Source organism: Shewanella sp. 2_MG-2023 (assembly GCF_030548905.1).
GTDB lineage: Bacteria > Pseudomonadota > Gammaproteobacteria > Enterobacterales > Shewanellaceae > Shewanella > Shewanella electrodiphila.
The window spans coordinates 1-13,807 of record NZ_JAUOSO010000028.1; the positions used below are offsets into that span (position 1 = coordinate 1).

Below are 13,807 nucleotides of genomic sequence, written 5' to 3' on the forward strand. Positions count from 1 at the left end.
GTACCATCTTCGATTGGGTTGCTTGGGTCTACTTCTGGACCTTGACCTGGAACACCATCTTCAATTGGACGGCTAGGTGTACCATCTTCAATTGGGTTGCTTGGGTCTACTTCTGGACCTTGACCTGGAGCACCATCTTCAATTGGATGGCTAGGAGTACCATCTTCAATTGGGTTGCTTGGGTCTACTTCTGGACCTTGACCTGGAACACCATCTTCAATTGGACGACTAGGAGTACCATCTTCAATTGGGTTACTTGGGTCTACTTCTGGACCTTGACCTGGAACACCATCTTCAATTGGACGGCTAGGAGTACCATCTTCAATTGGGTTACTTGGGTCTACTTCCGGACCTTGGCCTGGAGTACCGTCTTCAATTGGGTTGCTTGGGTCTACTTCTGGACCTTGGCCTGGAGTACCATCTTCAATTGGGTTGCTTGGGTCTACTTCTGGACCTTGGCCTGGAACACCATCTTCAATTGGACGGCTAGGAGTATCTTCTGGACCTTGGCCTGGAGTACCATCTTCAATTGGGTTAACAATTTCTGGTGAAACTGGTAACTCTGGCGAAGGCGTAGAATTGTTTCCACTAGAACCAGTCGATGAACATGCTGTCATTAAAGCGGCTGAGACTAAAGTAGCGATTAATTTAACTTTCATTTGTATTCTCTCATTAATTTGAATCATGACGATGAGTGGTCCCATCTTGTCGCATTACCAGTCACCTGACTTCGTAAGCGCTTGTTATGGGGTGTATATTAATGACTCAATTGTTAAGTGAATAATTGTTAATCTTTATAACACTCATAACCAAAAGTTATCTGATACATATTGATACATACCATTTGAGAATGAGGGTTTGTGTTTATAAATACAGAAGCATCTTGGTTGAGTTGGATAAAACGATGAATGTTCAGGCAATAAAAAAGCCCTTACTGAAACCAGTAAAGGCTTTTTCGTTAACTGTTGATGAGCTTAATCAAACTGCATCTGCGTTAAACAACTTCTACTTATAGAGAGTAGTAAAGTTGGAATTCCATTGGGTGAGTAGTACGAGATACTTGCTCACATTCTTCATTTTTAAGAGTTATGTAAGATTCAATAAAGTCTTTACTGAATACATCACCTTTCGTTAAGAATTCGTGGTCAGCTGCTAAGTTCTCAAGTGCATTCTCTAGAGAAGTTGCAACTTGTGGGATCTCAGCTGCTTCTTCAGCAGGTAGGTCGTATAAATCTTTATCCATTGCTTCACCTGGGTGAATCTTGTTTTGGATACCGTCAAGACCAGCCATAAGCAGCGCTGCGAATGCTAAGTATGGGTTAGCGGTTGGATCTGGGAAACGTGTTTCGATACGACGTGCTTTCGGGCTTGGTACCACTGGGATACGGATTGAAGCACTACGGTTACGCGCTGAGTAAGCTAACATTACAGGCGCTTCGAAATGTGGAACAAGACGCTTGTAAGAGTTTGTGCTTGGGTTAGTGAATGCGTTCAATGCACGAGCATGCTTGATGATACCACCGATGTAGTAAAGAGCTAGTTCACTTAAACCAGCGTACTTGTCGCCAGAGAATAAGTTAACACCGTCTTTAGCTAAAGATTGGTGAACGTGCATACCACTACCATTATCACCAACAATTGGCTTAGGCATGAATGTCGCTGTTTTACCGTATGCATGAGCAGTGTTATGAACCACATACTTCATGATTTGGATTTCATCCGCTTTGTTTGAAAGCGTGTTGAAACGTGTAGCAATTTCGTTTTGACCAGCTGTAGCAACTTCGTGGTGATGCGCTTCAACTACTTGACCTAATTCTTCAAGAATTAGACACATTGCACTACGAATGTCTTGTGATGAATCTACTGGTGCAACTGGGAAGTAACCACCTTTAACGAATGGACGGTGACCTGTGTTGCCGTCTTCGTAGCTTGTACCTGAGTTCCATGCTGCTTCTTTCGCGTCAACTTTAACGAAAGTACCTGACATGTCAGTGCCAAACTTAACGTCGTCGAATAAGAAGAATTCTGGCTCTGGACCAATTAATACAGTGTCAGCAATACCAGTAGACTTTAGGTATTCTTCAGCTTTTTTAGCGATTGAACGTGGATCACGTTCGTAACCCGTCATTGTCGCTGGCTCTAAAATGTCACAACGAATAAGACCAGTAACTTCTTCAGTGAAAGGATCTAATAAGAAAGAAGAAGGGTCTGGCATTAACACCATGTCAGATTCGTTGATGCCTTTCCAACCGTTGATAGATGAACCATCAAACATTTTGCCATCTTCAAAAAAGTCATCGTTCACTTGATGAGAAGGAATAGAGACGTGCTGCTCTTTACCTTTAGTGTCTGTAAAACGTAAATCTACGAACTTAACTTCTAGTTCTTCAATTTGTTTTAGGATTGATTCAACTGACATTCTTAAGCCTCCGGTAGGGTAAAGGGTTGTCCCTTAATGTAATCTTGTTATTCGTCAGACATCACGTCTGCTTTCGAATTTGATTTGTTATAAGCGACTTTCATGCCAGAAAGATAAGGCATTGATTTAAAATACAATAAAAATATCCCTCTCGCGTAAGGCACTAATAACGCACAACTTCGGTGCACCACTATGCGCACTAATGGTGCAAAAGTCCATTTCGGTGCATTGGTTTTAACGCCATCATTGATCTAGTTCATTAAAGCGTCACTTTATTGCGGCAATATGATCCTTTTTGAATTTTATCTTCTATCTTTAAAGCTTAAATTTTTATAAATAAGCAAGTGTTCAAAAATAATCCTATCTACTCAAGCCTTGCTGGAGTAGAATGGCACGCTTTTTTATGGTGGCTATACTTATTAGTCCTATAAACTCCTATTTTTATTTGATGGTATAGAGGTTTTATCCGTGTTAGAGAATTTACGTAATATCGCCATTATTGCTCACGTCGACCATGGCAAAACAACCTTGGTAGATAAGCTTTTGGCTCAGTCTGGCACCCTTGAAAGTCGAGGTGAAGCCACAGAACGTGTAATGGATTCTAACGATCTTGAAAAAGAACGTGGTATCACCATTCTGGCTAAGAATACAGCCATCAAATGGAACGACTACCGTATTAACATCGTAGACACTCCTGGTCACGCCGATTTCGGTGGTGAAGTAGAACGTGTTCTATCTATGGTAGATTCTGTTTTATTATTAGTTGATGCAGTTGATGGCCCAATGCCACAAACTCGCTTCGTAACTAAAAAAGCATTCGCACAGGGCCTTAAGCCAATCGTTGTTATTAACAAGATTGACCGTCCTGGTGCTCGTCCTGATTGGGTTATTGACCAAGTATTCGACTTATTCGACAACTTAGGTGCAACTGACGAACAGTTAGATTTCCCAATCGTATATGCTTCTGCATTAAATGGTTTCGCTTCATTAGATCCTGATGAAACTAGCGAAGACATGACACCACTTTTCCAAACAATTGTAGAGAAAGTATCTTCTCCTGATGCTGATGCGGAAGGTGACTTCCAAATGCAAATCTCTCAAATCGATTACAACTCATACGTGGGTGTTATCGGTATTGGTCGTATTAAGCGTGGTAGCATCAAGACCAACCAACAAGTGACTGTTGTTGGCGCTGATGGCAAAACTCGTAACGGTAAAATGGGCCAAGTATTAGGTTACATGGGTCTTGACCGTCACGAAGTTGCTGAAGCTAACGCTGGTGACATCATTGCAATTACTGGTCTTGGCCAATTACAAATCTCAGACACAATCTGTGCGCCTTCTACATTAGAAGCGCTACCTCCGTTGTCTGTAGATGAGCCAACACTAACAATGACTTTCCAAGTCAACACTTCTCCATTCGCTGGTAAAGAAGGTAAGTACGTCACTTCACGTAATATCCTTGAGCGTCTTGAGCAAGAGCTAGTTCATAACGTTGCACTACGTGTTGAAGAAACTGAATCTCCGGATCGTTTCCGCGTATCAGGCCGTGGTGAATTACACTTAGGTATCCTAATTGAAAACATGCGTCGTGAAGGTTACGAGTTAGCAGTATCTCGTCCAGAAGTTATCGAAAAAGAAATCGATGGCGTGATGTGTGAACCATTCGAAACATTAACTGTAGATGTTGAAGAAGAGCATCAAGGTAGTGTTATCGAAAAGCTTGGTACCCGTAAAGGTGACATGCGTGACATGCAGTTAGATGGTAAGGGTCGTGTACGTATCGACTTCGTTATCCCTAGCCGTGGCTTAATCGGTTTCCAAACTGAATTCATGACTGCGACTTCTGGTACTGGTCTTATCTACCATTCATTTGACCATTACGGTCCAGTGAAAGGCGGCGATATTGGTCAACGTGCTCGTGGCGTATTGATTTCTAACGCTACTGGTAAAGCACTGACATTCGCATTATTTAACCTTCAAGAACGTGGTCGTCTATTTATTGGACACGCTGCTGAAGTATACGAAGGTCAAGTAGTTGGTTTACACGCTCGTGCAAATGACTTAACAGTTAACTGTTTGAAAGGTAAGCAACTTACTAACATGCGTGCATCTGGTACAGATGAAGCACAAGTACTGACTCCACATATCGAAATGACACTTGAGCAAGCACTTGAGTTCATCGATGATGACGAATTAGTAGAAGTAACACCTGAGAACATTCGTGTTCGTAAGCGTTACTTAACTGAAAACGAACGTAAGCGTCACAACCGTGGTTCTTAATCGTTATTAATCATATTAAATGATTAAAAAAACCCGCTTAGGCGGGTTTTTTATTGCCTGTAAATTACTCATTTATAAAAATTTAAATCGAACACTTCTCGTTTTACAATTCAGTCTAGCCTATAACCTTTTATTACTTTATATTCATCCTGTTTGCATTTATATTCACACAATAAAATAAAACTAGCATGATTTAATTAAGGAATACCACAATGAGCGTTATTTCACAGGTCGATGTCGCCACCCAAGCGAATGTTTATTTTGATGGCAAAGTCATCAGTCGCACCATTCATTTCACTGATGGCAGTCATCAAACCTTAGGCGTCGTATTGCCTGGAGAGTATGATTTCGACACCACTCAAGCAGAAGTAATGAACATTACCTCAGGTCAATTTGAGGTGTTATTACCTCAAGCCACTGAATGGACAACAGTTGCTGCGGGTAATCTTTTTGAATTGGATGCCAACGTGAATTTCAAAATCCGTACATCAGAAGTGAGCGAATATCGCTGTCAGTACAAGTAATTAGCAAATTCAGTTCATCAGTAATTGCTGATTTTTTGTTAAAAAGAGGCTAGTATTAAGGTGATTAAAGCCCAAGGTGAAGGAACCCCAAATGCGCTTAACCCTAATTATTAGCCTTATTTTATGCAGTATTATCATCTCTAGCAGCCATGCAACCGTTTATCGTTGGGTCGATGAAAACGGTAAAGTCCATTATAGTGATGAACCTAGAGAGAATGCTGAAGCTGTTGATTTAAACGCAAACACTCAAAATAGTATTTCAGTCAGCATTCCGACTGAAACTGAAGTGATGAAGAAGAGCGCTGAACCTATCACCTACCGTGTCCGTATCGTTAACCCAACCCAAGAAGAAACCATTCGTAATAACCAAGGTAATTTCACTGTTGTTGCCAGCGCAGCACCAGAATTACCAAAAGGTTACCTACTCGCGTTATACATCGACGACATCCTGTATGGTCAACCACAATCTAGCGCTATTTTTAATGTTACCGAAGTGAATCGCGGCGAACATAATTTAGTGGTTAAGATTTTGACCCAAAACGGCAAAGTCCTTGCATCTAGTTCTGCTAGAAAGATATTTCTACATCAGACATCGATTCTAAATAAGCCTAGACCAACACCTAGAACTTAATATAATCTATAACTTTCATATAGATAAGAATTATTTGTTCAGACGTTTATAAATTGATTGTCGATGTAGAATAAGTTGCACAACGCACCAAATCGGTGCAACATGATGGTGCAACTTCATTATGCAGGACAATTGATGGACACAAATAATCTGCTGAATCATTTAGTTACCGCAGTTTTCGTTATTGATAGCGAATTACGGCCTCACTATGCCAATGCGGCAGCAGAACAGCTGCTTGGTGTTGGTGCAAACAAACTAGTGGAACAGCGCCTCCCAGAGCTATATCAATCTATGGGAGTTGAGATTCAATTACTGATTGATTCAGTTAATGCCAATCAGGGCATAACCATCAATACTGCCTCGCTCATCACCTTAGATGGCGTGCACCATATTATCGATATCACTTTAATCCCAATGGAAAGCGAAGATAACCTCAGTTTATTGGAACTGCGTCAGGTCGATCAACAACATCGTATTCACCAGCAACTTAACCTCGATGCACAGCAACAAGCTGCACAGTTTTTAGTGCGTAATCTCGCCCATGAGATTAAAAACCCATTAGGCGGCCTGCGTGGTGCAGCCCAATTATTGTCGCGAGAATTAGCTGAACCCGAGTTAAAAGAGTTTACTGATCTGATAATTGAGCAAGCAGATCGATTGCGAAATCTCGTCGATAAGTTATTAGGGCCACAGCGCCCTACACAGCATACAGAACATAATATTCATCAAGTGGTGGAGAAAGTCTTAAAGTTGACCGAGTTAGCTTTGCCTAAAAAGGTCAAACTCGCCCGCGATTACGACCCATCAATTCCAGATATGAGTATGGATGCCGACCAACTGCAACAAGCAGTGCTTAATATAGTGCAAAATGCGGCTCAAGCATTGGAAGTCGAAGGTGGTGAAATCTTAATTCGATCTCGCACTCAACATCAGGTCACCATTGGAACTCAGCGATATAAACTGGTACTTGCATTATCCATTATAGATAACGGCCCTGGGATCCCTGCCGAACTATTAGATACCCTATTTTACCCTATGGTAACGGGTCGCGAAGAGGGCTCAGGATTAGGGCTCTCCATTGCACACAATATTGCTCGACTACATGGAGGTCGAATCGATTGTGTATCGGCGCCAGGACACACTGAATTTACTATTATCCTGCCATTACAATAACGTGCCATTGATGGCCATAGAGGAAGTAACATGAATATAAGCGAACAAGTTTGGATCCTCGACGACGACAGTTCAATTCGCTGGGTATTAGAAAGAGCGCTACTCGGCGCTAAAATATCCACTGCCAGCTTTGCAGCTGCGGAGTCATTGTGGCAAGCATTAGAGATCTCACAACCAATCGTGATTGTGTCGGATATTCGTATGCCTGGTACCGACGGACTGACATTGCTTGATCGCTTACAAATGCACTACCCGCATATTCCAGTCATCATCATGACCGCCCATTCTGATTTAGACAGTGCCGTCAGCGCTTACCAAGCTGGTGCATTTGAATATTTACCTAAGCCATTTGATATTGATGAAGCCATCGCACTGGTTGAGCGTGCACTTACCCATGCAACGGAGCAAGTGCCAGTCCCAAGCGAAGAGCCAGAAGTGGTCAAAACACCGGAGATCATTGGTGAAGCGCCATCGATGCAAGAAGTATTCAGAGCTATCGGCCGCCTATCACGTTCATCAATTAGCGTATTAATTAATGGTCAATCGGGTACCGGTAAAGAACTGGTTGCAGGCGCTCTACACAAACACAGCCCAAGAAAAGACAGCCCTTTTATTGCATTAAACATGGCTGCCATCCCGAAAGATTTAATTGAATCAGAACTGTTCGGACATGAAAAAGGCGCCTTTACTGGGGCTGCCAACGTACGCCAAGGACGCTTTGAACAAGCTAACGGTGGTACCTTATTCTTAGATGAAATTGGCGATATGCCCCTTGATGTACAAACCCGCTTATTGCGTGTTCTGGCTGATGGTCAATTCTATCGCGTCGGTGGCCATATTGCTGTGCAAGTGGACGTGCGAATTATTGCCGCCACGCATCAAGACTTAGAGTTATTGGTGCAAAAAGGCGATTTCCGTGAAGATTTATTCCATCGCCTTAATGTCATTCGAGTCCACCTGCCACCGCTTTCACAACGTCGTGAAGATATTGCTCAACTGGCAACTCACTTCTTAGTCTCTGCAGCAAAAGAAATTGGCGTAGAACCGAAAATACTCACCAAAGAAACTGCCACCAAACTTGAGCAATTGCCTTGGCCAGGCAACGTTAGACAACTTGAAAATACCTGCCGCTGGTTAACCGTTATGGCATCAGGACAAGAAATCCTGCCACAAGACTTACCAACAGAATTACTAAAAGATCCTGTCAGTGCTGGCGAGAGAGTGAATGGCGTATCTGATTGGCAAGTCGCATTGACCCAGTGGATAGATGAGAAACTGGCCGCTGGTGAAAGTGATTTACTCACCGAAGTGCAACCTGCCTTTGAGCGAATTCTATTAAAAACAGCGCTTAAACATACTCAAGGTCATAAACAAGAAGCTGCAAAACGCCTAGGCTGGGGACGCAATACCTTAACGCGTAAATTGAAAGAACTAGAAATGGATTAACTGCAAAAGACTCACTGAATCTTAGAACAATACTCAATACTGCATTAAGGATCACAGTTGAGAACCCAGAACCCAGAACCCAGGACCCAGAACCCAGAACCCAGAACCCAGAACCCAGAACATAGAACATAGAACATAGAACATAGAACATAGAACATAGAACATCCTTAACTTAAGGAAAGTACATGACTGGTAAAACCATTATTGTGATGGGTGTATGTGCCTGCGGTAAAAGCACCGTTGGTGAAAAGTTAGCAACTCGCTTAAATGCCAAGTTTATTGATGGTGATGACTTACACCCACGTGCCAATATTCAAAAAATGGCTCGTGGCGAGCCACTTAATGATGATGACAGGGCACCATGGTTGGAACGTGTTCGAGACGCCGCATACAGTATCGAATCGAAAAACGAAACTGCCATTATTGTCTGCTCGGCGTTAAAGCAGCAATACCGTGATACGATTCGAGACGGTAATCAACAAGTCGCCTTTCTGTATTTAGAAGGCAGCTACGAGCTTATCTTGGCAAGAATGCAGGCCAGAAGCGGTCACTTTATGAAACAGAACATGGTTGATAGTCAATTTTCGACCTTAGAGAGTCCCAGCCAAGAAGCCTTAGTCGTGACCGTCAATGTCGATAATACGATTGAGAATATTGTCACTGCAGCCACTGAACAATTTCGTCAGTTAGGTTATTAATACTGATTGATGTATTGAGTATATTGAAAAACATATACCGAAAAAATGCCGCCAGCAAATTCAATTGTTGGCGGCATTTTTATATTTTGATGCGACGCATTAACTCAAATGATGCTCTTTAATAATCTAATTAATTGGATCTTGGTGAATGATCACTTCAGCACTGTCAAAAGCATCTCGCAGTCGTTGTTCGGTTTTATCGGTAATTTCATGCGCCTCACGTAATAATAACGATCCTTTAAGCTCAATATGGAACTGAATAAAAGTCGTTTTACCCGCCTGACGGGTACGCAAATCATGAATGCCATGCACACGCTTATCTTGTTTGGCAATCTCGACAATCTGCTCACGAGTTGCTTCATCTAGCTCACGATCAAGCAATGACTGAATTGAGCGATAACCTAAATCAACAGCTTGATGACCAATATACAAAGCAATCAATACCGCAAATAAGCCATCCGCCCACCACCAGCCATACTGTGCCAGTACTAACGCTAACAACACCGCACCATTTAGGAATAAGTCCGACTTGTAATGTAACGAGTCGGCTTCAACTACCGTACTATTGGTTTTAGCTAAGGCTTTCTTTTGTAGCAGCACCAAGGCAAAAGTCATGATTAAGGCAATAATCGACACCACCACACCTAAACCTGCATGGGTAACTTCCACCGGATTAAATAGGCGCTCTCCACCATAAAACATTAATAAAAATGCTGAACCTAAAATGAAGGCAGATTGGGCAAGCGAAGCAAGGGGTTCGGCTTTACCATGCCCGTAACGATGATCGTCATCTGCGGGTAAAATGGCATAGCGAATAGCAATGAAGTTAACGATGGAAGCTAATGCATCAGCAAACGAGTCGGTTAATGATGCAAGCATACTCGCTGACCCTGAATAGAGCCAAGCGAGTAATTTTATCACAATAAGGATTAGGGCTGTAGCCACTGCAGCGCGGCTAGCTAGTTTAACCCAAAAATCGTACTCTGAATCTTTCGTCATAGTAGAGGTAATCACGCATTAATCAGCAAGGTAATGACCTCTATTATAGCTGAGTCAGTTAACGATTAACGACGACCTTTACTTTTAACTTTAGTAAAACGTGAGTCAAACTTCTCTTTTTGCTCATCGGTCAGTAATTGATAGATTTCGTTTTGCATTTTCATGAAGTTTTTCATGCCTTCTTTCATCTTAAGTTGCTTAGCATCAATAATGGCATCAGCTTGAGCATCGTCGAAGTTAGCATTGCTAATCAGCGCTAGCATTTCAGCTTTATGTGCTGCACGCTCTTCAGCAGATGGACGGTCAGCTTTATCTTCTTTGTACTTTTCAAAAACTGCTTTAACGTCAGTTTTTTGAGTCTCGGTTAAATCCAATGAGCGAAGCATTTTGCGCACACTCTTATGCATGCTCTTGCCATGGTGTTTACCGCCGCGCTCACCTTTTTGTTGAGTCTGCTCAGTTTGAGCTGTCGTCTCTGCAGTGCTCGTTGCATATACTTGGCCCGCTAATAACGCAGAAGAAGCGACAAGAGCGATTAAACTGCTTTTTACTGTTAAACGTGATTTCATAATGTCACCTATTTGTTTGCTTAATACATTCTGTGTGAATAAGTCACGACGCTTGAACACATGGGTTAACTCGCATCGCTAACTGAATTTGGTGTTGCTATACCAAGCTGACTAACAAATCCTTTGAAGTCGTTTTTGGTATGAAGCTAGTTTAGCGAATGCAATGTCAGCAAGGGTTATGTGTCGGTAAAGCTATGTAAAGATCTCAAATTCAGATACAAACTCATTTCATCAAGCAGATATGCGAGCCAGTTCACGTATATAAACAAGAATAATTTCCATACTGAACAAACAGTAATGTTTTGTATCAGAGATAACATTGAAGTCTCAGTTTTCCCTCACACTTTCATCAAGGGTGCTGAGCTTCTGGTAAATTCTTTTAGGTGTATTAGTTGAGGTTATGGATGAGCAAGTTTTTCACCCGCATAATGATTTTATTTAGCCTGTTAGTTTCAGTGTCAGGCCTAGCCCAAGCAGATGAGTCTGATATTTGGGTCAACAAAACAACCGCCGAACCCTCGGTAAACTTACATTTTTTCTGGTCATCGACTTGCCCACACTGTCGTGAAGCCCATCCTTTTATTGATGCTCTTGCAGAACGTTACAGCTGGATAAACCTTGAAGACTACCTCATCAGTGAACCAGGTAATGTCGATAAGTTAATGGAAATGGGCAAACACACAGGCGTTGAGCCTAAGTCTGTGCCCTACTTTGCCGTCTGTGGCGAAGCGATTTTAGGTTATAACAGTCATGACGTAACGGGTCGATATATTCTTGAACGTTTAGAAGCTTGCTACCAACGTAATGGCGGTAACGCTCATGCAGCAAAAAATAGCCAAGATTTAATGGCAGACTTTTACGAGGATAAATCAACGGCTAACACGCCATTATTCGAAACCTGTGCTGATGACTCAGATCCAAACAACCCAAGTACCTGTGGTTTAGACTTAGATCCAGGCACCAGTACTTCAAACCTTAATCAAGCTAATAATACGCCTCATGTGCAACCCGTAGATATTCCATTAATTGGTGCTGTACAACCCGAAAAGATGTCATTACCTGTACTGACATTGGTGCTCGCAGGAGTTGACGCCTTTAACCCTTGCGCCTTTTTCGTCTTGCTATTTTTACTAAGCATTATGGTGAATGCTGGCAGTCGCAAGCGCATGTTATTAGTCGGCGGGATTTTTGTATTTTTCTCAGGCTTTATTTACTTCATCTTTATGAGTGCATGGCTCAACCTGTTCATTCTACTAGGCGGTGGCGATGGTGGCTGGATTATCACAGGTGCAGGTTTACTCGCTTTAGTCGCTGCGGGGGTCAATATTAAAGACTTCTTCTATGGCAAAGGGGATGTCAGCTTATCGATGTCAGTTGAAAATCGAGGTAGCCTAATCAAGCGCATGGGTAAACTTTCTAAAACCAGCTCCTTGCCAACACTGATCATTGGCTCAACCATATTAGCAATCCTCGCTAATGCCTATGAGTTATTGTGTACTGCGGGTTTTCCAATGATTTACACCTCCGTATTGTCGATTTCAGGCTTAGATACTATTGAACGCTATATGTATTTAATCGCCTATAACATAATATATGTTATTCCACTGGCGACTATTGTTATCGTATTCTCAGCAACTTTAGGTAAGCGTAAGCTGACCGAAAAAGAAGGTGAAGTGCTTAAACTCATGTCTGGCATTATGATGCTAGGTTTAGGCAGTATGTTGGTGATTAATCCTATGGCACTGCAAAACGTGGTGTTCTCAGTTGGATTAATTGCGGGCTCAATTTTATTGACGTTTATTGTGGTTAAAATTAAGCGTTATATGCAGAAATAACCCAAGGATTTATAAGCAACAGTCTTTCAATCCTTCAAAAAAGCGAGCCTGAAACAGGTTCGCTTTTTTGTAAAAATGATAGCCTTGGTCATTTCCATAGGCCATTGCCAATAGGGAATTGCCAACAGATCATTGCCAATAGGGCATTTCCAATTAGTCAGCATCAAAAGTACAGAATCAACTGCTAAGATCGATTATCAAAAATAACACGATAGTGTTTATAGCTTTAGCCTGTTTCTTATTTAAATCTATTCACTAAAATTATTCACTAGAATTAATTGATCAATATTGTTTTGATTAAACACCACTAGCGGACTTTTATAATGAACCTATCTCCTTTCGTTATTTCTATTGCTATTTTAGGCAGCTTTTCAGCCACACAAGCGATAGCTAAAACCACTCAACTCCAATCTGAAGTCATTAGCAGCAGTGAAATTCAATGGGGATATCTAAACCCACTTCGTGGTGATAAAAGCCCTGGTGCTGCTAACCTATGGGGCGACCGCACTAAAAATTTGCCTACTGGCATGCTGGTTAAATTCAATAAAGGCTTCTCGTCGCCTCCGCACATTCACAACATTACCTATCGCGGTATTGTGATTAAGGGACAAATGCATAATGACGACCCTGATGCTGCCACTATGTGGATGCCTACTGGCTCATTTTGGACTCAACCCGCTGGCGAAAACCACATCACGTCAGCCAATGGTGAAGCCAATACGATTTTCTTAGAAATCGATAGCGGCCCTTATCTTGTCAAACCATCGGATCAGCATTTTGATAGTGGAGAAAAGCCAATTAATCTTCATGAATCAAATCATGTGTGGTTAAATCCAACTGATGTTAGCTTTATTAATGGCAATGATGTGCAAATGACTGCGTTATGGGGCAGTAACGCCGATGGGAAACTTGGCGGCACTATGGTCAAAATCCCCGCTGGTTACAAAGGAGAAATCGACGTCGATGCTGAGGAATTTCGCGGTATAGTGATTGCAGGAAATTTACAATATCAGTCAGCAGAAACAGATAACGCTAAAGCCCTTAATGCAGGCAGTTACTTCGGCTCAACGGGTCAGTTCTCACATAACATCGAAGCCGCAGAAAATGGCGCGACAATTTATATCCGCACTGATGGCAAATACCAGTTGAATACTCAACCGTAGAGGGGTTCTATCTCATTCAGGTAGCACTGACCAATTTGTAAAAGAGTGCAATGTTACTAACCTTGGT

The 13,807-nt window shown here is 42.0% G+C and carries 11 protein-coding genes and 1 pseudogene; 8 read left to right on the top strand and 4 right to left on the bottom strand.

The window, feature by feature from the left end:
• Nucleotides 1-659, bottom strand: a pseudogene (locus Q4600_RS19970) (hypothetical protein); the annotation flags it as partial.
• Between the two features lie 350 nt (nucleotides 660-1,009).
• Nucleotides 1,010-2,419 (bottom strand): glutamate--ammonia ligase, encoded by a 1,410-nt coding sequence (glnA, locus tag Q4600_RS19975; protein ID WP_102526772.1) that lies wholly within the window; start codon nucleotides 2,417-2,419, stop codon nucleotides 1,010-1,012.
• Between the two features lie 468 nt (nucleotides 2,420-2,887).
• Between glnA and typA the strand changes: the two genes are divergently transcribed.
• The 6 genes from typA to Q4600_RS20005 all read left to right on the top strand — a co-directional run bounded on the left by typA (nucleotide 2,888) and on the right by Q4600_RS20005 (nucleotide 9,174).
• The gene (gene typA / locus Q4600_RS19980; RefSeq protein ID WP_102526771.1) at nucleotides 2,888-4,702 is read left to right on the top strand and encodes a translational GTPase TypA; all 1,815 of its coding nucleotides are present in this window, start codon (nucleotides 2,888-2,890) and stop codon (nucleotides 4,700-4,702) included.
• A 212-nt stretch (nucleotides 4,703-4,914) separates the two neighbouring features.
• Nucleotides 4,915-5,226 carry a pyrimidine/purine nucleoside phosphorylase gene (locus tag Q4600_RS19985; protein ID WP_102526770.1) on the top strand — a complete coding sequence of 104 codons (312 nt, stop codon included), beginning with the start codon at nucleotides 4,915-4,917 and terminating at the stop codon, nucleotides 5,224-5,226.
• 91 nt (nucleotides 5,227-5,317) lie between these two features.
• Nucleotides 5,318-5,857, top strand: coding sequence for a DUF4124 domain-containing protein (locus Q4600_RS19990; protein ID WP_102526769.1), 540 nt, complete (start codon nucleotides 5,318-5,320; stop codon nucleotides 5,855-5,857).
• A 135-nt stretch (nucleotides 5,858-5,992) separates the two neighbouring features.
• Nucleotides 5,993-7,030 (top strand): nitrogen regulation protein NR(II), encoded by a 1,038-nt coding sequence (glnL, locus tag Q4600_RS19995; protein WP_303518287.1) that lies wholly within the window; start codon nucleotides 5,993-5,995, stop codon nucleotides 7,028-7,030.
• 30 nt (nucleotides 7,031-7,060) lie between these two features.
• On the top strand, nucleotides 7,061-8,476 hold the full coding sequence (glnG, locus tag Q4600_RS20000; protein ID WP_102526768.1) for a nitrogen regulation protein NR(I): 1,416 nt from the start codon (nucleotides 7,061-7,063) through the stop codon (nucleotides 8,474-8,476).
• A 185-nt stretch (nucleotides 8,477-8,661) separates the two neighbouring features.
• On the top strand, nucleotides 8,662-9,174 hold the full coding sequence (locus Q4600_RS20005) for a gluconokinase (RefSeq protein ID WP_102526767.1): 513 nt from the start codon (nucleotides 8,662-8,664) through the stop codon (nucleotides 9,172-9,174).
• 126 nt (nucleotides 9,175-9,300) lie between these two features.
• Here Q4600_RS20005 and Q4600_RS20010 read toward each other — a convergent pair whose 3' ends face one another.
• Nucleotides 9,301-10,173, bottom strand: coding sequence for a cation diffusion facilitator family transporter (locus Q4600_RS20010; protein ID WP_102526766.1), 873 nt, complete (start codon nucleotides 10,171-10,173; stop codon nucleotides 9,301-9,303).
• A 65-nt stretch (nucleotides 10,174-10,238) separates the two neighbouring features.
• Nucleotides 10,239-10,742, bottom strand: coding sequence for a Spy/CpxP family protein refolding chaperone (locus Q4600_RS20015; RefSeq protein WP_102526765.1), 504 nt, complete (start codon nucleotides 10,740-10,742; stop codon nucleotides 10,239-10,241).
• 404 nt (nucleotides 10,743-11,146) lie between these two features.
• On the opposite strand from Q4600_RS20015, the gene Q4600_RS20020 reads away from it, so the two are divergent.
• Nucleotides 11,147-12,577: a cytochrome C biosynthesis protein gene (locus tag Q4600_RS20020; RefSeq protein ID WP_303518280.1), complete on the top strand. Its 1,431-nt coding sequence runs from the start codon at nucleotides 11,147-11,149 to the stop codon at nucleotides 12,575-12,577.
• Nucleotides 12,578-12,900: 323 nt separating this feature from the next.
• Nucleotides 12,901-13,740, top strand: coding sequence for a DUF4437 domain-containing protein (locus Q4600_RS20025; RefSeq protein ID WP_303518279.1), 840 nt, complete (start codon nucleotides 12,901-12,903; stop codon nucleotides 13,738-13,740).
• Nucleotides 13,741-13,807: the final 67 nt, after the last annotated feature.